16 protein-coding genes are annotated in these 19,718 nt (G+C 55.0%); 5 read left to right on the top strand and 11 right to left on the bottom strand.

Going from position 1 to position 19,718, the window contains the following annotated elements:
* The first annotated feature begins 161 nt into the window (after positions 1 to 161).
* Together GQY55_RS20575 and GQY55_RS20570 are read left to right on the top strand one after the other, a co-directional pair.
* Positions 162 to 350: a helix-turn-helix transcriptional regulator gene (locus GQY55_RS20575; RefSeq protein ID WP_201452203.1), complete on the top strand. Its 189-nt coding sequence runs from the start codon at positions 162 to 164 to the stop codon at positions 348 to 350.
* A 44-nt stretch (positions 351 to 394) separates the two neighbouring features.
* On the top strand, positions 395 to 1,297 hold the full coding sequence (locus tag GQY55_RS20570) for a LysR family transcriptional regulator (RefSeq protein WP_160043757.1): 903 nt from the start codon (positions 395 to 397) through the stop codon (positions 1,295 to 1,297).
* Here the strand turns inward: GQY55_RS20570 and GQY55_RS20565 are convergent.
* The 4 genes from GQY55_RS20565 to GQY55_RS20550 all read right to left on the bottom strand — a co-directional run bounded on the left by GQY55_RS20565 (position 1,282) and on the right by GQY55_RS20550 (position 4,649).
* Positions 1,282 to 2,085: a formate/nitrite transporter family protein gene (locus GQY55_RS20565; RefSeq protein ID WP_160043756.1), complete on the bottom strand. Its 804-nt coding sequence runs from the start codon at positions 2,083 to 2,085 to the stop codon at positions 1,282 to 1,284. The genes GQY55_RS20570 and GQY55_RS20565 overlap by 16 nt on opposite strands.
* Before the next feature lie 305 nt (positions 2,086 to 2,390).
* Positions 2,391 to 3,401: a GTP 3',8-cyclase MoaA gene (gene moaA, locus GQY55_RS20560; protein ID WP_160043755.1), complete on the bottom strand. Its 1,011-nt coding sequence runs from the start codon at positions 3,399 to 3,401 to the stop codon at positions 2,391 to 2,393.
* Positions 3,402 to 3,449: 48 nt separating this feature from the next.
* On the bottom strand, positions 3,450 to 4,295 hold the full coding sequence (gene fdhD, locus GQY55_RS20555) for a formate dehydrogenase accessory sulfurtransferase FdhD (RefSeq protein WP_160043754.1): 846 nt from the start codon (positions 4,293 to 4,295) through the stop codon (positions 3,450 to 3,452).
* Positions 4,296 to 4,307: 12 nt separating this feature from the next.
* On the bottom strand, positions 4,308 to 4,649 hold the full coding sequence (locus GQY55_RS20550) for a DUF2294 domain-containing protein (protein WP_160043753.1): 342 nt from the start codon (positions 4,647 to 4,649) through the stop codon (positions 4,308 to 4,310).
* A 385-nt stretch (positions 4,650 to 5,034) separates the two neighbouring features.
* On the opposite strand from GQY55_RS20550, the gene fdhF reads away from it, so the two are divergent.
* Both fdhF and GQY55_RS20540 read left to right on the top strand, forming a co-directional pair.
* A complete protein-coding gene (fdhF, locus tag GQY55_RS20545) occupies positions 5,035 to 7,950 on the top strand; it encodes a formate dehydrogenase subunit alpha (RefSeq protein WP_373309273.1) in 2,916 nt (971 codons plus the stop codon).
* Between the two features lie 17 nt (positions 7,951 to 7,967).
* Complete coding sequence (locus GQY55_RS20540) at positions 7,968 to 8,441, top strand: DUF1641 domain-containing protein (protein WP_160043751.1); 474 nt, start codon at positions 7,968 to 7,970, stop codon at positions 8,439 to 8,441.
* 229 nt (positions 8,442 to 8,670) lie between these two features.
* On the opposite strand, the gene GQY55_RS20535 is transcribed toward GQY55_RS20540, so the two are convergent.
* From GQY55_RS20535 to GQY55_RS20510, 6 genes are all read right to left on the bottom strand, one after another.
* Positions 8,671 to 9,948, bottom strand: a complete 1,278-nt coding sequence (locus tag GQY55_RS20535) for a Gfo/Idh/MocA family protein (protein WP_160043750.1) — start codon at positions 9,946 to 9,948, stop codon at positions 8,671 to 8,673.
* Between the two features lie 85 nt (positions 9,949 to 10,033).
* The gene (locus tag GQY55_RS20530) at positions 10,034 to 11,701 is read right to left on the bottom strand and encodes a response regulator transcription factor (protein WP_160043749.1); all 1,668 of its coding nucleotides are present in this window, start codon (positions 11,699 to 11,701) and stop codon (positions 10,034 to 10,036) included.
* Between the two features lie 13 nt (positions 11,702 to 11,714).
* Entirely contained in the window at positions 11,715 to 13,445 is a 1,731-nt protein-coding gene (locus tag GQY55_RS20525) for a sensor histidine kinase (RefSeq protein ID WP_160043748.1), read from the bottom strand.
* A 36-nt stretch (positions 13,446 to 13,481) separates the two neighbouring features.
* Complete coding sequence (locus tag GQY55_RS20520) at positions 13,482 to 14,360, bottom strand: carbohydrate ABC transporter permease (protein WP_160043747.1); 879 nt, start codon at positions 14,358 to 14,360, stop codon at positions 13,482 to 13,484.
* A gap of 21 nt (positions 14,361 to 14,381) precedes the next feature.
* Entirely contained in the window at positions 14,382 to 15,287 is a 906-nt protein-coding gene (locus tag GQY55_RS20515; protein ID WP_160043746.1) for an ABC transporter permease, read from the bottom strand.
* Positions 15,288 to 15,407: 120 nt separating this feature from the next.
* The gene (locus GQY55_RS20510) at positions 15,408 to 17,087 is read right to left on the bottom strand and encodes an extracellular solute-binding protein (protein ID WP_160043890.1); all 1,680 of its coding nucleotides are present in this window, start codon (positions 17,085 to 17,087) and stop codon (positions 15,408 to 15,410) included.
* Between the two features lie 257 nt (positions 17,088 to 17,344).
* Between GQY55_RS20510 and GQY55_RS20505 the strand changes: the two genes are divergently transcribed.
* Entirely contained in the window at positions 17,345 to 18,088 is a 744-nt protein-coding gene (locus GQY55_RS20505; RefSeq protein ID WP_160043745.1) for an SDR family NAD(P)-dependent oxidoreductase, read from the top strand.
* 149 nt (positions 18,089 to 18,237) lie between these two features.
* On the opposite strand, the gene GQY55_RS20500 is transcribed toward GQY55_RS20505, so the two are convergent.
* Positions 18,238 to 19,590, bottom strand: a complete 1,353-nt coding sequence (locus GQY55_RS20500; RefSeq protein WP_160043744.1) for an N-acyl-D-glucosamine 2-epimerase — start codon at positions 19,588 to 19,590, stop codon at positions 18,238 to 18,240.
* Between the last annotated feature and the right edge of the window lie 128 nt (positions 19,591 to 19,718).

The raw sequence follows: 19,718 nt of genomic DNA, 5'->3' as shown, positions 1-19,718 counted from the left end.
TGCGGAACTGTTATGTATCGTTTATTTCTAGAATGAAATTTATACCTGCGGATTTTGCAAAGTCTTGACCCGAGAATGCAATTTATATATTGCAAAATGTAAAGTATATATTACGATTTAATGAAAGGAGGTATCGATGCTTATTGGTGAACAAGGTGAAAATGGCACGCGTCCAAGCGGATTTGACCCAGCAGCAGCTGGCGGACAAAACGGGTGTCACCCGCCAAACGATCAGCCTGATCGAAAAAGGCGCCTACAATCCTTCATTGAAATTATGCCTGGATATTTGTTATGCCCTGAACCGGACGTTGGACGACCTGTTTTGGGTAGACGGTAAAGACGATCAATAGGTAGGGATGACCATCTTCCCGAACCATACTGGAGGAACATCGCAATGATTACCGATACATTAAAAGTGTTTGTGACGGTGGCTGAGCAGAGGAACTTCTCGCAGGCCGCCAAACTGCTGAACTTGTCCCAGCCGGGGGTCAGCCTGCATATCCGCAACCTGGAAAACGAGCTTGGAACCAAGCTGATGCACCGTTCCCCGAAGCTCGTCAAATTAACCGAGGCCGGAGAAATTTTATTCGGCAAGGCGCAGCAGATTTTGGCTTTGTACGAGGAAGCGAAGGAAGATATCCATATGCTGCGGGACGAAGTGACGGGAGCTTTGTTTATGGGGGCAAGCTTTACGATCGGCGAATACATTCTGCCGAGGGTGCTTGCGGAATACGCGCAGCAGTACCCGCTTGTGGATGTCCAGGTCCATATCAGCAACACGGACAACATTTTGCAGGATATTCGCGCCGGAAAATTCCACATCGGCCTGGTCGAAGGGAATGTCGAAGCCAAGGACCTGAAGGTGACCGCGTTCATGAAAGACGAGATGGTGCTGATCGCGGCGCCGGACCATCCGATCGCTTCCGAAAAAAACGTCGATTTCGCCCGGCTTCAGAATCAGGTATGGGTGATGCGGGAGACGGGATCCGGCACGCGCGCCTACAGCGACAGGCTCATCCAGGAAGGAGGCCTTGCCGTCAAACGCAGCTTCGTGTTCAACAGCAGCCAAGGCGTCAAGGAGGCGGCGGCCTGCGGCCTCGGCATCGCCCTTTTGTCGCGCTGGGTGGTCCGAAAGGAGCTCGAAAGCGGCGAGTTGAAGGAGGTCCCGATCAAAGGAACGAAAATCAGCCGGGATCTGTCCCTGCTGCAGAGCAAGGACGAACCGGCTGTAATGGCGGTGCTGAAGTTTATCCAAACCTTGAAAACGAACGTGCAGTCTCTTTACGCCGATTTTTGAGCGCCCTGCACGGATTGGACGCCTGCAGGCTGGCGGTAAGCGACAAAATAAGCCCCGGCCACGAAGACGATGCCTCCGACCAGATTGCCGAGGAAGACGGCCGCAAAGTTCGGGAAATATTGGCTCCATGTCATTTGTCCGGCAAAAATCGCGGCCGGAATGACGAACATGTTGGCGACGACGTGCTGAAAGCCGATGGCGACGAAAGCCATGACCGGGAACCAGATGCCTGCGATTTTGCCGGCAAAATCTTTCGCGCCATAGGCGAGCCACACCGCAAGGCATACGAGCCAGTTGCAGCCGATGGCGGACACGAACGCTTGCCCGAAGCTGTCATGCACTTTGCCGGTGGCGATGGCCACCGTTTTGGCAAGAAAAGCGCCTTCGGTCAGGCCGACGATATGTCCGAAAAAGTAAGCGACGAACACCGCGCCGGCAAAGTTGGCGATCGTGGCGAGGATCCAATTTTTCAGCACGGGGCCGAATCCGATTTTACGCGAAAACCAAGCGACGGGCAGCGTCATCATATTGCCTGTCAATAGCTCCCCTCCTGCGAGCACGGTCAAGATCAGCCCCACCGGGAAAACCGCGGCTCCCAAAAATCCCGCAAACGATCCCCATTCTTTCGGCGCCGTGCCGATGACGCGAATATCGAGCAAAAATCCGAGCGCAATAAACGCCCCGGCCAAAAATCCAAGGATCAACACCGAGGTAACGGGAAGTTTTGCCTTCTTTTCCCCGGTTTCGGCTGCGATCTCCTTTATTTGCTGCGGTGTGTAAAACGACATACTGCATTCCTCCATACCATTTCGTTAATTAGCTTTCGTGAAAACGGTTACGGCAAAAATCATTCCGACAAAACCAAAAAAACCGCCACGAACCCTTCTTTCCGCCAGAACCGAAAAGAAAGATTTGTGCCGGTTAATTCTCCTACCCGTTTCCTATAGGAGCATCAATCACACGTTCATACCGTCAAATAAAGCGGCTGCAACGCCTACAGCCCCTTCATTCGCTAACACATAACACATGATAACCATACGATTTATTTTTGTCAACAATGTGAACTTCAAGATTTTTTGTCTTGCAAGCTTTTTTAGCCGCCGATCCGGGACATCTCCACTTTCGCCCCGTCCGTCTTCCCCCTTGCCTCTTCGCGCTCCAGGGAATACCGGTCGTGGCGGCCTTCCCAAATCGATCCGATCCGCCGGACGATATCGTCATCGGAAGCGTCGGAGCGCAGCAGCGTCCGCAGATCATGCCCCTTTGTCGCAAACAGGCATGTATAAAACATGCCGTCCGCCGACAACCGGCCTCTCGTGCAGGTCTGGCAGAACGCCTCGCTGACCGAGGAAATGATCCCGATTTCGCCTTTGCCGTCCGCAAAGCGGTAGCGCGAAGCCACCTCTCCCGTGTAATTGGGGGCGGCGGACTCCAGCGGAAATTCGGCGCCGATCCGCTCCAGCATCTCTTTTTTGCTGATGACGTGTTTCCAATCCCAGCCGTTGGTGTTGCCGACGTCCATATATTCGATCATGCGCAAAATATGGCCTTTTTCGCGGAAATAGCGGACCATCGGCAGCAGGGCATGCTCGTTGACGCCTTTTTGCACCACCATGTTCACCTTCACGGACAAGCCCGCTTCGGCGGCCGCGTCGATGCCTTCAAGCACCTGACGCACGTTCGCTTTGCCGCCGTTCATTTTCATGAAGGTATCATCGTCCAAAGCGTCAAGGCTGACCGCCACCCGCATCAATCCGGCCTCGCGCAGTTTCGCGGCCTGCTTGGCAAGAAGGCTCCCGTTTGTCGTCAAGGCGATATCCTCTACCCCTTCGATTTCGGCTATGCCGGCAACGATCTCCGGCAGTTCCTTGCGCAGGATCGGCTCTCCCCCGGTAATCCGCATTTTCCGCACGCCCAGCCGGGCGAAAATCCTGGCGATCCTTACCGTTTCGTCGACCGAAAGCACGGAGTCCCGGGACAGGAACGGATAATCCTTGCCGAAAATCTCCTCCGGCATGCAATAACGGCACCGGAAATTGCAGCGGTCCGTCACGGAAATCCGCAGGTCCCGAAGCGCACGTTTGAAATAATCACTGGTTTCCATGATTTCTCACTCCATTTCTCGTGCCAAAGGCAGCCGAAAATGACGGAATTACAATTCCGGCCGCTCCGCCTCTGCCGCATGTTGATTCAACATCTGCCGGCATTCGATGATGCGCCGCGGATGCGTATACACGTTGCATGACTGTCCGCGAACGAAGCCGACCGCCGTTATGCCCAAATTCTCCGCCAGCTCCAGCGCCAGCTGCGTCGGCGCCGATTTGGACAAAATGACGCCGCAGCCGATTTTGGCGACCTTCAGCAAAATTTCCGAGGAAATCCGCCCGCTGAACACGATGATTTTATCGTTCACGGGGATGTTTCGTTTCAGGCAGTGGCCATAGATTTTATCCAGCGCGTTATGCCGCCCGATATCCATCCGGTTCAGCAAAATGCCCTGCCTGTCGCATAATGCCGCGTTATGGACGCCGCCGGTCCGGCTGAACGTTTCCGAGCTTTCCTGCAGCCGGCGCACCAGCCTGAAAACGTCGTCAAACGAAAGCTCGACCGGAGCGTCGTGCAGCCGTTTGGCCGTCTTCGCGTCGTTAAAAAACACGAAGCCCTGCCGGCTGGCGCCGCAGCATGACGTAACGTACCTTTTGCTGTAAAGCTGCCTATGAAGCGGGCTCCACCGGCTGACGGTGGCGTGGACGAAACCTTCCTCCTCCTGCACCCACAAATCCTGCAACTCGTCGATGCCGGCAATGACGCCTTCCGACGCCAGATAACCGACCGCCATATCCTCAATGTATTCGGGCGTGCAAACGAGCGTGGCGAATTCTTCGCCGTTGATTTTGATCGTTACGGGGTGCTCGGCGACGACGAGATCGGATTTTTCCGTTGCGCGCCCCTGCTCGTAGCGGATGATGCCGCCCTGTTCTTTCGTCACAGCGTTCATTCGGCCTCATCCTCACACAATGTTTTTTTCGAACATAAACACGGAAATCGCGACGTCCTCATCGACCTTGATATCCGTGAAGAGATGCACCAGCTTGGAGCCGCAAAGCTCTTCGAGCCCTTCCGGCACCTGGTCCTTGTACAATTCCTTGATCATATGCGTTCTGGCGCTATGCACCATTTTTTTGCCTTCCGCCGTTTGCGCGATAAACTTTTCCGTCGGGGTAAAATTTCCGTACATCCGGGTGATCGCCATGTTTTCGACGAACGTCGTATGAATGCGCTCAGGCCCTTTGCCGAAGGTGTCTTTCCGGACTTTCCGGATAATGTCGTTAAACGCGACTTCCTTTTTCATCCCTCAATCACCTCATCACAAGTTTAACACTATACTAAATCTTAGGGACAATGTACAGAATATTTCAACCTTGTTTTTTCGGGCGGAAGTAGTATAATCATGGCGAGACGTGAGTTTTTTCATTGCATGTTAATTTCATAACGGAATGATCAGTTTAGTAGGCCATTGCTAATCGGTTACTCCACTACAACCTGCCGCACCAGAGCTAGCGGACCGGGTTTAGTGGAGTTTTTTGTTTGCGGAACTTTTTTTCGACATTGACATTTCAGTGATTTGAATTTCGCAAGTGTATTGTATGCATTTTAACAGCGCCCGAAGTCTTCCGTTACCTAAAAAAATCATGCTGGGAAGAGAGGTTATTTTCGTGAGCAAAGAAACGGTAAGCATAGCTTTGAACGGACAGCAGGTCGAAGTGAAACAAGGCATGACGGTGCTTGAAGCCATTAATCTGGCCGGCTTGTCGCACCCTCAAATCTGCTATGTTCCCGAGGTCGATCCGATTCAAACATGCGATACGTGCATCGTCGAAATCAACGGCCAGTTAAAGCGCGCATGCTCGACCAAAGCAGCGGACGGCATGGACGTCCGGCTTTCCTCGCAGAGAGCGAAAGAAGCGCAGACCGAAGCGATGGACCGGATTCTCGAAAACCATTTGCTTTACTGCACCGTATGCGACAACAACAACGGCAACTGCAAGCTGCATAACACGGCGGAAATGATGGAAATCGAGCATCAAAAATATCCTTACCGCCCGAAGGTCGACCCTTCCGAGGTCGATATGTCCCACCCGTTTTACCGGTACGACCCGAACCAGTGCATCGCCTGCGGCCAATGCGTCGAGGTTTGCCAAAGCCTGCAGGTCAACGAAACGCTGTCGATCGATTGGGAGGCGGACATTCCGCGCGTCAAATGGGATGATGGCGTTTCCATCAACGACTCCTCCTGCGTCAGCTGCGGACAATGCGTCACGATTTGCCCATGCAACGCCTTGATGGAAAAATCGATGCTGGGCGAAGCCGGGTTCATGACCGCCATCGACAAGCCGATCCTCGATCCGATGATCGATCTGGTCAAAGAGGTGGAGCCGGGATACAGCGGCATCTTCGCCATCTCCGAAATCGAAGCGGCGATGCGCGACACGAGAACGCGCAAGACGAAAACGGTATGCACATTCTGCGGCGTCGGCTGCTCGTTCGAAGTATGGACCAAAGGGCGGAAAATCCTGAAAGTCCAGCCGTCCCACGACGCGCCGGTCAACGCGATTTCCACCTGCGTCAAAGGCAAATTCGGCTGGGATTTCGTGAACAGCGAAGAGCGCATCACGACGCCGCTCATCCGCCAAGGGGACGCGTTTGTGGAAGCGACCTGGGACGAAGCGCTGGCGCTTGTGGCGGAACGCCTCGGCGGCATTAAAAAAGAATACGGTTCCAACGCGCTCGGGTTCATTTCGTCCTCCAAAATCACAAACGAAGAAAACTATGTGATTCAGAAGCTGGCCCGCCAGGTGTTCGAAACGAACAACATCGACAACTGCTCCCGCTACTGCCAGTCGCCGGCTTCGGACGGCCTGATGTCCACCGTCGGCATCGGCGGCGATGCCGGGTCCATCAAAGACATCGCTTCGGCCGGACTGGTCATCTTGGTCGGCTGTGCGCCGGCGGAAGGCCATCCGGTGCTGGCGACGCGGATCAAACGCGCCCACAAGCTGCACGGGCAGAAGCTGATCGTGGCCGATCTGCGCAAGCATGAAATGGCCGAACGCTCCGATCTGTTCATTCGCCCGAAACAAGGCACGGACTTCGTCTGGCTGAGCGCCGTCACGAAATACATGATCGATCAAGGCTGGCATGATGAAGCGTTCGTGCAGCAGCATGTCCATCAATTCGGCGAATACAAGCAGCTGCTGGAGAAATTCACGCTGGATTTCGCGGAAGCGGAAACCGGCATTTCCAAAGAAACGCTCATCGAGATCGCGACCATGATTCACGAAGCGGACGGAACCGCCATCTGCTGGGGGATGGGCGTCACCCAAAACATCGCCGGATCGCATACGTCGGCGGCGATTTCCAATCTGCTGCTGGCGACGGGCAACTTCATGCGTCCGGGCGCCGGAGCGTATCCGCTCCGCGGCCATAACAACGTGCAGGGCGCCTGCGACATGGGCACGCTCCCGCCATGGCTGCCGGGCTACCAGCATGTATCAAACGACGAGGCTCGCGGCCGCTTCGAGCAGGCTTACGGCGTCAAGATTTCGCCGAAGCCGGGCATGGACAACATCCAAATGCTTGATGCCGTGGAACGCGGCGAGCTGAAAGGAATGTACCTCGTCGGAGAAGACATGGCTTGGGTGGATTCGAACGCAAACCATGTGCAGGATCTCCTCAGCAAGCTCGACTTTTTTGTCGTGCAGGACGTGTTCCTGTCCCAAACCGCCCAGTTTGCCGATGTCATTCTGCCTGCCACCCCTTCCCTGGAGAAGGACGGCACCTTCACGAATACCGAACGCCGCGTGCAGCGGCTGTACCAGGTGCTTGAGCCGCTCGGCGACGCGAAGCCGGACTGGTGGATCACGACGCAAATCGCCAAACGCCTCGGCTTCGACTGGGGTTACAGCCACCCGAGCGAAATTTTCGCGGAAATGGCCAGCCTGACGCCGTTTTTCGCAAAAGCCAGCTACGACGTGCTCGAAGGCTGGGGCAGCTTCACCTGGGGCTCGTCGACAGGCGAAGACACGCCGCTTCTGTACACCGACGGATTTTATTTCCCGGATAAAAAAGCGCGTTTCTCGCTCGTGGATTACATCCCGCCGGTGGAATTCCCGGCCGAATACGATCTTGTGCTGAACAACGGCCGCCTGCTGGAGCAATTCCACGAAGGCAACCTGACGAACAAATCGCACGGCATCAATTTGAAGCTGCCGGAGGTGTTTGTCGAAATTTCGCCGGAGCTTGCCGCGGAGCGCGGCGTCGAAAGCGGCACGCTGGTGCGGCTCGAATCGCCGTACGGCGCGATCAAGCTGAAGGCGCTCGTCACCGACCGGGTGCACCGCAACGAAGTGTACGTGCCGATGCACTCGACGAGCCATGAAACGGCGGTCAACCTGTTGACGGGCGGCGCGGTCGATGTCCGCACGCATACGCCGGCTTACAAGCAGGCGAGAGTCCGGATGCAGGTGCTGAACGTCAAGGGAGCAAGCCCGCTGCCGCTCAGCAATCCGCGCAACAAAAAACGGCATCCGCAAAACGGCGTCGAAGTGCACCGCAAATGGAACCGTCCGGATTATGTTTCTCTTGTGGACTAAGGAAGGGGGGAAGATGAATGGCTGAACCTATATCGTTTATCAAGAAAAAGGCGTTAACCGAAGAAGAAATCAAACAGCAATCGCTAAACCAGCTGAAGGACTCCCTTGCGGAGCATGAGCAGGCGATCGACAAGGCGATCGACGTCCTGAGCGAGCTGTACGGCAGCGGCGTGCTGGAGGCGGCGGAAGCGCTCCTGAAAGCGAAAGCCAAGGTCGCCGAAATCGCCCTGCATCAATTGAAACGTCCCGAAGTGACCAACATGATCAACAACGGGATGGCGGCGGCCGGGGCCCTGGCTCAGATCGACCCGGACCAGACCGCCAAGCTGCTCGGCAGCGTGGCGAAAGGTCTGGAAGAAGCCGGCAAGCCGCAGGATAAAAAAGTGACGGTCTTCTCCCTGATGAGCGCTTTGAAGGATCCCGACGTAAACCGGGCTATCGGCTTCGGTCTGCGCTTCCTGAAGGGAATGGGCAAAGAACTTGGCGAATAAGGCGTGCATGCCGGAATTGCAATAAAAATGGAAACGGGCCTTCAATTTGGTTGAAGGCCCGCTTTTTTTTGCTCCGGCAGACAAAAACATGCCCCGGAGCAGCGGACTCCGGGGCACAAGCAATATATTTATAAAAGGGGTATGCATTTATTATAGAAACCCTTTCTTAAAATTAGATGAAAATAACCTTCAAGTTTCCTTAAAATTTTGTAGACGGGATTTGAACGTTTTAAGGATGAACGGTCGCCACCCGCCGGGCCAGCTCCGTCAATTTGACGGACTTCCCTTCCTGAAGGCGCGATTCCTCCGCGGCAAAAGCGATCAAATGGCTTTGCAGCGAAGCGGTCGCCGAAGTCAGCCCCGAACCGGCGCCGTTTCCGTGCTCCCTCACCTGATGAAGGAAATCCGCGACCATCCGCTCGTCCCCGCCGCCGTGTCCGTCGCCGGAAACGCCGCAATGAAATTCGATCGTTTCCCCCGTTGCAAAGCGGCGCAGCGTATACGTTCCTTCCTCCATATCGCCGTAGATTTCGCCTTTCGTGCCCATAACCCGCACGCTGCGAACCTCCCTTTCGGTAAAGCCCGACAGCGTGAACGTTGCGTTCGCCCCGCCGGCAAACTCCATGTTGACGACTTGATGATCGACCACATTGTTGTCGCAGCGGTAGACGCAGCGCCCGAAAGGCCCCTCCTTTAATGCCGCCATAATCCCTTCGGGAGACAGGTCATGCGTAATATATCGCGCCCAAGGATGTTCGGGCGGCTGATTGTACAGCTTGAGCGCCGAAAACGGGCAATCCCGTTCCGCCTGGCAGCCGTCCGTGCATCTGTCCGTCGAACCTGCGGGCGCATGCTCCTTCCGAAAATGCAGCAGCGAGCCGAAGGAGCTGACGCTTGCGCACGGCCGGTCCATCAGCCAGGAGATGATATCGAGGTCATGGCAGGACTTGGCCAAAATCATCGGGCTCGTCTCCGCCGAATTCCGCCAGTTGCCCCGCACGTAGCTGTGCGTCATGTGACGGTAGCCTACGAATTCCGCATGCTGGATCGTCGCGATGCCGCCGATTTCCCCCGACTCGATGCAGCGTTTGATTCCCGACCAGAACGGCGAATAACGCAGCACGTGGCTGACGGTCAGCACCCGCTTACGGGCGATCGCCTCCTGCTCGATCCGGACGCACTCCTCGGGCACGGGCGACATCGGCTTCTCCAGCAATATATGATATCCCAGCTCCAGCGCCTTCATGGCCGGCACGAAATGCATATGATCCAGCGTACTGATGATCATGACATCGGCGATCCGCCCTTGTTCGAATACCCGCTCCCACGACGAATGGACGTTTTCGGGCGCGATGCCGTGGATTGCCGCGATTTGCCGCCGGCGCTCCTCCTGGGGCTCCGCGACCGCCACGATTTTTAATTCTTCCGGGTGCTTCTCGGCATAAGGGCCGTAAATATACCGTCCCCTGCTGCCGGCTCCAAGCAATACGGCTGTTAATGTCTTCACTTTCGGTTCCTCCTCGATATGTCGCTTATGCTGCCCTGATTGTACGCCACGCGGCGGAAGGCCCGAAAGAGACATTTCCGTACATTCATATACTATTGTTGACTTCCTTGGCTTGGCGCTGCAGACGGTATTCCTGGGGGGTCGCCTGGTTCTGCTTCTTGAAAAAGCGGATGAACGCGAGCGCCGAATTGTATCCGAGCTCCGCCGCGATATCCCCTACTTTCATCGTGCTGTTCAGCAGCCGTTCCTTGGCTTTCAGGTTCCGGTATTCATTGATGTAATCGGATAAACCAATCCCGGTCAGCTGCTTATACAACCGCGAGAGATAGGAAGGGTTGAGCCCGACGTGCTCGGCGATCGCGATCAGCGATATGTCGCGGGCCAAATGCTCCTCGATGAAACGGTGCACTCTTTTGACCAGGTCGCTTGGCACCTGTTCCCCTTGCCGTGCATGTTTGGCAAAATAGCAGTCGGCCAAGCTCCAAAAATACTGCTTCACGTCCGGCCAGGAGATGCCCTCGTCCTTTTGGTACAGGAGCATCGTATCCATGTTTTTGGATGCATCCTGCCTGAAATCCTCGTTCTGCTCCATAATCGACAAAAAAATGGCCGCGAGCGAATGGTACAGCTCCATTTTTCGCCCGTAAACCTGCGCGTCGTCGGTCCAGATGGACGTCAGATGCAAATACAGCTTATTGAACTCTTCCCGGTGTTTGTTCTCCAGGCACCGCTGAAGCAGCTGCAGCCGGGCGTGATGGCAGTAGTCGTTTTTTTCTTCTTCTCCGTTCGGCAGCTTAAGCAGATCCTTATCGGTCACGATGACGGCAGGCGACAGTCCAAGCCCGTGCACAAAACAATATTTCAACAAATGGAACCGTTCCGAAATGGCGGTCAGCCCGGTCGGCTCGCTGCTGATCGCAAAAGATACCGACACGCGCAGCAGCCGCTGACAGGTTTGCTGAATCGCCTCCAGCATGCCGCCGACATGGTCGCAGCCCGCTTTCCATGCCTCCTGCTTCGCGTCGTCTCCCTCCCAGGGCTGCAGCAGCCAAATGATGCGGGAATTTTCGTATACGCCGGAGTAGCATTTCATGCCGGCGCCCGCGTATTCCTCCGCTATGTTTTGGACGCCGTAAAGCAGCAGCGCTTTGTCCATCGGCGTATATGATTCCTTCCACGTATCCACCCTCCCAAGCAGCAGCAGCACGGGCCGGTCCACCCGCAGCAAAATACCCAGCTCCTCAAAATGGCGCGCCAGCTCGGCAGGCGTCTCCTGCTTGCCTTGAAGCAGCTCCCATATATACTCCTTCTGAAGAAGGGGGAGCGCCTCGCGCATCCGCCTGTTGGCCCGCTCCAGCATCCGGAGCTGGTTCCGCTCCTCCTCCAGCTTTTCGAGGGCACGCTCCACGGAGGCGATGATCTTGTCGTCGCTTTCCACCTTCAAAATATAGTCGAAACCGCCGTAAGCCATCGCGCTCCGGATATAATGAAAATCGTTGTATCCCGTCAGGAAGATGACCTTGCAGGAAGGCCAATCGGCCTGAATGAACTGCAGCAGCTCGATGCCTTCCAGCCCGGGCATTTTAATGTCCGAAATGACGATATCGACCGGCCGCTCCCGCATCACCTGAAGCGCTTCTTCTCCCGAATACGCTTTCAGTACCTCAAGCTCCAAATGCTCCGTCGTTTGAAACAATTCCAGCAGCCCGTCAACGATAATCGGCAAATCATCCACGATAAGAAGCCTGCGCATCACCGATACCTCCCTATTCCATTCCAAGATGTATAAGCACTTTCAGTCCGCCCAGCGATGATCGTGAAACTTCAAGCCCGTATTCCCTTCCGTAATGAAGCTGAATTCGCCGATGCACGTTGATCAGCCCCGTCGTTTCTTCGATCCGGTCACCGGCATGGGCAAGCCGGAGCCGCAGCTGCTCCAGCTTGTCGTCGTCCAGGCTGTTGCCGTTATCCTCGACGCAGATCGTGAACCGGTCCGTCCTCCGCACGCTGCAAATCCGAAGGTCCCCTCTTCCAGCCATCCCGCCGAAACCATGCTTGTAGGCATTTTCGATGATCGGCTGAAGGATCAGGCGCGGCACCTGCAGCGGCAGCGGCTCTACTTCGAACCGAACCTGAATCCGGTCGCCGTAGCAGACCGACTGCATCTCAACGTAAGTTCTTGAATGCTTGATCTCCAGTTCGAACGGAATAATATCTTCATCATTTCTCGTAATAAACTGGAAATATTCACCGATATAGAGACAAAATTGGTAAGCTTTCTCCTTTTTATCGGACTTGATCAATCTGCATAACACAAAAAAACAGTTGTACAAAAAATGAGGGTTGATCTGCGACTGCAGCCGCTTCAGCTCGGAGCGCTGGCTTCGAATCCGCTGCTCGTAATTTTGCTCGATCAGCGTCTTCAGCGAGTGGACCGTGTCGTTAAAGGCTTGGTACAAATAACCGAACTCGTCGCGCCTCCGATCGATCGACAGCGGCAGGAGCTCCAGCTTTTGCACCCGTTTGAAGCCGTGGATCAGACGCATCAGCGGGCGGTACATCAGCTTCATGAGCGAATAGGAGAAAAACGCCCCAGCCGCGACCGCAAGGCCGCATGCCCATAAAAACCAGCGTTTGTAAGTCTGGATCGGCCCCAAAACGGCCGACTCCGGGATGCATGTGACGGAATAAGACTTCCATACGTCGGAGTACTTGAATACGGTAAGATAACGTCCGTCTCCGAATCGGACCCTCTCATAACCCTGCTGTTTGCCTTGCGCCTGCTTTTTGGCAATAAAGTCTTTGAGCTCATCCTGCAGTTCCGTCTTGTCGCTGCTGCCGATCAGAAACCCCTGCCCCGCATTCAGCAGCATGCTTTCGCCGCTGAGCGATCCGGTGATTTGCTGCAGCGCCTCCTTGATTTTGCGCGTGGACAATTCGATTCCTACCATGTACAAAGGATCCTTGAACGTATTCGTCGGGTAGGACATCGTCAGGAACAGGCGGTCGTTCCAGTAGACGAACGGATCGTCGTAGAAAGGCCCGTCATGCTGCATCGCCGCGTATTCGGCTTCATCGATCACCGTCTCGTATTTCACGCTGAGCAGCGTTCGCCCGATTTTCGGGACGTAAGCCTTGGCCTCTTGAATGAACGGACTTGAGTTTTTCATCAGGTCGAGCCGCTTTTGGATCAGCGTGATGCTTTGGGCCCGCTCATAATCCGTCATGTCCGTCCCGATCGCCGCAAGCTCCATCAAATCGTTATCCATGACGTAATTCGGCAAATACTGCATGATGCGCTCAACCTCTTTATCAAGCGAATCGAGGTAAAAGCTGGCCGTATTCAAGGTCGAACGGGATATTTCCGTCTGAATGCTGCTTGCTCCCCGCTCGTTGATGAACCACGTAATCATCATCAGGGGGAGCAGAACGCTCAGGAACACCGCCATCATTTTCATAAAAATCGAAGAGTCTTTCATCCGGAATAACAGTTTCATGGTCGTTCCCCCGTTCCTGAGATGATCCCGGAACTATTATTCTTTGACACTCCCCATCACAATTCCTTTAATAAAAAACCGTTGAAGGATCGGATAAATGATCAGGATCGGAAAAGCGGCCACAAAAATTTGCGCGGCTTTGCTCGTCCGGTCGGACAGCTTCTGCATCAATTCGATGTCCTGCGACTTCAAAAAGCGGAGATCCATTTTAATGATAATCGATTGCAAAAAAGTTTGCAGCGGATAATGATCGGGATGATTCATCAGAATCATGCCGTCGAACCAGCTGTTCCAATGCCAGACGATCGTGAACAGCCCGGTGGTGGCCAGTGCGGGAAGCGACAGCGGCGCATAGATTTTCCACAGCGTCGTGAAGTGGCCCGCGCCGTCGATCCTGGACGACTCCTCCAGTTCCTTCGGCAGATTGCGGTAGAAATTCAGCAGCAAAATGATATTAAACACCTGCACCGCGCCCGGCAGCACCAGCGCCCAGATCGAATCGATCAGGCCGACGGCTTTGATCGTCATGTACCAGGGAATGAGGCCCCCGTTGAACAGGATCGTAAAGACGAACACCCACGCGTAAAAGGTGCGCATGCCGAACTGATGCTTTTCTTTGGATAACGGATATGCGGTAAGGATGGTCAGGAACATGCTGATCGAAGTCCCAAGCACGACCCGCTGAATGGTGACCCAAAACGCGCGCAAATACTCGGGTTTGCCGAACACGTTTTGGTAAGCGGCCGGCGTAAATTCCACGGGCCAAAGCAATACTTTCCCGGCCGATGCGGCCGAACCCGAACTGAACGAAATCGACAAAATGTGGATGATCGGCATAAGGCACATCAGCGACAGCACCGCGAGAAACACGAAGTTGCAGCCAAGAAACAGCCGTCTGCCCAATGACTTTTTCATAAGGTTGACCGTTCTCCTTTGCTAGAAAATGCGGTAATTGGCAAAACGATACGCCATGATGTAGGATACCGAAATCAAAATGAAGGACACGACCGATTTGAGCAGTCCGACGGCGGTCGCAAACCCGTACTGCGCCTGCTCGATACCCATCCGGTACACGAAGGTGTCGATCACGTCCCCGCTTTCGTATACTTGCGGGCTGTACAGATTGAAAATTTGATCGAAACCTGCGTTCAGCACGTTGCCGATATTCAGCGTCAGCATCAGTATGATGATCGGCATCATGCCGGGCAGCGTGACGTTTATGGTCTGTTTCCAGCGTCCCGCCCCGTCGATTTCGGCTGCTTCATAAAGCGACGGATTGATGTTCGTCAGCGCCGCCAGGTAAATGATCGTGCCGAAGCCGAACTCCTTCCACACATCGGTAATGACCATCACGTAAGGAAACCATTTGTTGTCCCCGAGGAAAAAAATCGGCTTGGCGCCGAACAGCCCCAAAATTTGATTGATAATGCCCGTCGACGGGGACAACACGTCGATGATGATCCCGCTCAGCAGGACCCAGGACAAAAAATGCGGCAAATAGACCATCGTTTGGAACGTGCGTTTCATCCATTCCTGGCGCAGCTCGTTCAGCAAAATCGCGATCGTGATCGGCACGACAAGCCCAGCGATGATTTTCATCGTCGCGATATACAGGGTATTAAACACGATCCGGCCGATATCCGGATAATCCAGCAAATATTTAAAATGCTTAAGGCCAACCATCGGAGAGCCGAACAAGCCTTTGGTCGGGATATATTTCTGAAATGCCATCAGAATGCCGGCCATCGGGATGTAACTGAATAGGACAAGGAAAATCAATGCGGGAACCACCATGAAATGCAGCGGCCATTCGCGCTTCCATCTGCGTGCGAGTTGATTCATACATGCGTCACCTGCTTCAAGTCGAATTAGAAAAAGGGGGGAATCGATTTCCGATTCCCCGCGAATGATGTTACCGTCGTCGTTGTCGAATTGATTGACTCCTTCAAGCTTTCAAGCCGATTACTTGTTTTTCGCGTACCATTCGTTGACTTCTTTCGTGATGTCATCGCCGCCAAGCTTTTTCCACTCGTCGACGAACTTGTCGAATTCGTCAATCGATACCTGGTTCATGATGATTTTCAAGAAAATTTCGTCGCGCTTGCGGTTCAAAATTTCCCGTTTTTCCACCATCGTCGGCGTCGGCGCGCCGTAAAACTTGTTCTGGTGGAAGAGGTTATGCTCCTTGAGGTAAGGGATGTTCGATACCGCTCCTTTAGGTCCGGAGATCAGGTATTCCCACCACATGCTGATATCTTCGCCGTTGACGTATTTCATCGCGCGCTCGAAGCGCGTTTTTTGGTCCTTCGTTTTCGGCAAGCCGGCATCCTTCGTTTCGATCGCTTTCGGCAGCACGTCGCCGTTGTCGCTCGTCAGGTTGAACGCCATGACCGGATTCAGCAGCCAGTAGTTGTTTCCTTTTTCCTTCAGATCTTTACCAAATTCATACACCTTTTGCTCCGGAGTCGTTTGATGATTGTCTATAGCGATCCACTGATTCAGCAGCTTGATCAGCGCTTCCGGATGTTTGGCCTTTTTGGATACGACGTAATAGCTGTTCGTGCCAAGCTCGATCTGCGTGGAAGCTTCCGTGCCGTCAATGGAAGGTAAGCGGTATACGCTCCATCCCTGAACGACTTTCCCGTCTTTGACGGCGCCTTGGGCCAGATGGGCCGGCGTCCATTCCGCGCCGTACAGCACGCCGATTTTGTTGCTGAAAATCAGTTCGGACTCTTTTTGCATGTCCTTGACGGCGAATTCCGGATCGATCAAGCCTTTTTTGAACATGTCCTGCAGGCCGCGCAGCGCTTCCTTCATCTCGGGCTGGATGTCGCTGTACATCAATCCGCCGTTTCCGTCGTCGATCCATTGGTTCAAATACGCATGGTAGCCGTTCAGGAAACCGACCAGTCCCAGCGCACCCTCGTCGAATTTTTTGTTCAAGGCGATGCCGTAGGCTTTTCCCGTACCGCCCGGATCTTTGGTCGCGAAAGCTTCCATGATGTTCATCAAATCCTGCATCGTCTTCGGCTCGGGCAGGTTCAGCTTCTTGAGCCAGTCCGAACGCACCCATACGAGCTGCGGAGCAAACGGGTTGCCCGTCTGCGGGATCGCCATCAGCTTGCCGTCGAAGGTGCCGGACTTCATCTGCAGCCCGCCGTCCTTTTGCATGAACTCCTTCGTTTCGTCGCTGGCGTATTGATCGTATACGCTCGTCAGATCCTGGATCATGTCCGCCTCGATCAGCTGCTGCACTTGAGCCGGGGTCGCCGGGAAGAAATCGGGAATGTCGTTGGTGGTGATGGCCATCTTCAGCTTTTCCTGGAACTGCGGCCCGTCCACGGTGCCGTCGACGACCCATTGGTTTTTGATGCGGACGCCGATGTCTTTTTCATACGCGTCGTACACGGCGTTTTTGTCGAAATTCTCCCCTTCGTCAAACTTCAGATACGGGTCTTGCGCGCGCACGGTCGAAATTTCGATGACTCCGCCTTCCTTGGAAGCCGCCGGCTGCTCGGCCGCTTTTGGCTCCGCCGATCCGGTATCCGCCGTTTTGCTGCTGCAGGCCGTGACGCCCAGGCTCAGGATCAGCGTCAGCGCCAGCCCGATTTTACGTATTTTTTGCACGATTGACCCTCCCATTTTGGTGATAGCGATCATTGTCGAATCTTCGGTTGTTTTGTTCTTGCCGCCTTCTAACCTTATTATAGGTAGCGCCGCCTCGCAGAGGCTATATACCGGTCTTTACTTCCGTATACAAATGTTGCTGGCCGGGCGGCCTTGTCGGGATATTATTCGAAAAGCGGGCCATGATAAGGAAAGCGCACCATTCGGAGCCATCCATAACCAATCCGAACCATCAATCGCTGCACATCATGTCTGCAAAGGAGCGTTAGCGTATGAAATTATCCGGCAAATCGGCCATCGTTACCGGCGCGGCCAGCGGGATCGGGCAGGCGACGTCGCGGCTGTTCGCGGAGGAAGGCGCAAGCGTCGTCATCGCCGATTTTTCCGAGGCGGGGGAAGAACATGCCAAAAGGCTGCGGGACGACGGCCACCAGGCCATTTTCTTCAAGGTCGACGTCACGAAGGAAGATCAAATCCAGGAGCTGATCGAGCGGACGGTGCACGCCTTCGGCAAGCTCGACATCATGTTCGCGAATGCGGGCGTGGCCAACGACGACGCAGCCGACCGGCTTTCGCTGGAAAAGTGGCAGAAGACGATCGACGTCAATTTGACGGGTGTTTTCCTGTCCGATAAATACGCCCTGATCCAGATGCTGAAGCAAGGTACCGGCGGGGCGATCGTCAACACCGCTTCCATACACGGGCACGCGGCCAAGGCGGGCGTCACCGCCTACGGGTCGTCGAAGGGCGGAGTCGTCATGCTGACCCAAACCTTGGGCATCCAATACGCCGACAGAGGCATTCGCGTCAATGCGGTTTGCCCGGGGTACATCGAAACGCCGCTGCTCAAAGTGCTGCCGCCCGAGGAGAAGCGGAAGCTGGTCGATCTGCATCCGATCGGGCGCCTCGGAACGCCGGAAGAGGTCGCCAAAGCCGTCCTGTTCCTTGCCAGCGACGACGCGTCGTTCGTCACGGGCACCAGCCTGCTGGTCGATGGCGGGTATACCGCGCAATAAAAAAACGCCCGGGTCGGCGAAAAGCCGACCTCGGGCGTTTTGGTTTTAACAAATGCAAAGTTTCATTGAAACGAAAGATGCTATGATCGCAAGAAAAAGCTTCCGCTTGTGCGGTTGGTCTTCTTTAAAGGCGTGGGTGAACGCTTTGCTTAATTGACTATGATTCGGGTTCCCAGGGGCGTTTCGTTCGGCCGTTTTCCTTTTACATGCCATAACGCCGGGGTATCCTTCACCTGCCGCAGCTCGATCTGAAACGGCCGCCGCTCCGGCAGCCGGTGAAAGCGGAGCCGCAGCCGGTTGCCGTCGACGCAGCTTTCGAGCGCATGCATCTCTCCCCATTTTCCCTCGCCTTCCTCCATTACGATCACGCCGGTGGATTCGGGATCCACCCGTTTGTTGAACGACACGCTCACGTCCGCGCTCCCTTGGATGACGGCGGTCATCGGCTCGGGCGGCTCCTCGTACATGTACCCGCCCAAATGATATTCGTATGCGGTCCACGTATGGTACCCCAAATCGTAAACGGTGTTTTGAAAACCGTTCAGCCAATCGCGTCCCTTTACCATGTTGGCCTTTGAGCCGATATCGGCCTGAATGCCGAGCGGAAGCTGCGGGTATGCGGCGCGGATCGGGGCGGCAAAACTTTCGTACGACCGGGCGTATTCCGCTTTGAGGCCGCGTTTCATCCAATCGGGCCAATGCGTCTGCAGCATATGCAGGTCGGGTTTCACTCTGGCGATCATGGAAATGGCGTCGAGCCCCTGCCATTCCTTCAGCCTCAGGGTGGACACGGCCCCGCCGTCGACCGCCAGCGACCAGGTGGCGACCCGCACGTCGGGACGGGTCGCGCGCGCGCCGCCGCTCCCGTTGATGATTTCATCGATGAGTGCATTGACGGCGTCTACGCGGAAATCGACCCATTTGGCGTAAATATCCGGCGTTTTTTTATAATAATTGGCCGCAAACCGGTTGGCGAACTCGGGAACGGCAAGGCCGTATTTTTCGCGGAACGCCTGCTGCGCGGCGGGGCCGATGTCCCCGTATACCCCGCGGCGGATGCCGTCCCATTCGGGAAAATAAGGCTCCGCGATTTCGATCCCGTCAAACGGGTACCGGCGGAGCATTTCGGCGACGGCTTCCTTTTTCCACTGCACGTACGCCTGCGAAAACGGAGAAAGCCGCTCGAAACCGTCGTTCAGTTCCTTGACGAGCCCCATTTTCCAGGCCGGCCATTCCGGGGGCAAATGGGAGGTCGAAAACGTCCCGTTGCCGATCACGAGCGCCCAAACGGCGATGTTGCGGCGGTGCAGACAATCGATCAATTCGCCGTCGATCTCGTTTTCATTCACGACAAAATAGCGGACAACCTGGTAACCGGCCAGCTGAATTTCTTCCGCAACGCTGTCCCTGGAACGGTCCTGGTAATAAGGGAACAGCGGGTCGATTTGGATGCTGGGGCCTTCCAAAGCCCGCGTTTTCAAGTTCTCGGAATCGTTTTTCACGTTTGTCTCCTTCCCTCCGGGGTCGCATGCTGCATCTGTCCTTATAGCATTGCCGGAAATGGGAAATTTCACCCTCCGCTTTCATTTCGCGGACTTTCGCCGCATGAGGCTCTCACCCGCCCAAAACG

Source organism: Paenibacillus sp. USDA918EY (assembly GCF_009870825.1).
In the GTDB taxonomy this organism is placed as follows: domain Bacteria; phylum Bacillota; class Bacilli; order Paenibacillales; family Paenibacillaceae; genus Paenibacillus_AQ; species Paenibacillus_AQ albilobatus.
Note: the sequence above shows the minus strand (reverse complement) of the source record. Positions and strands in the feature narration are given on the sequence as shown.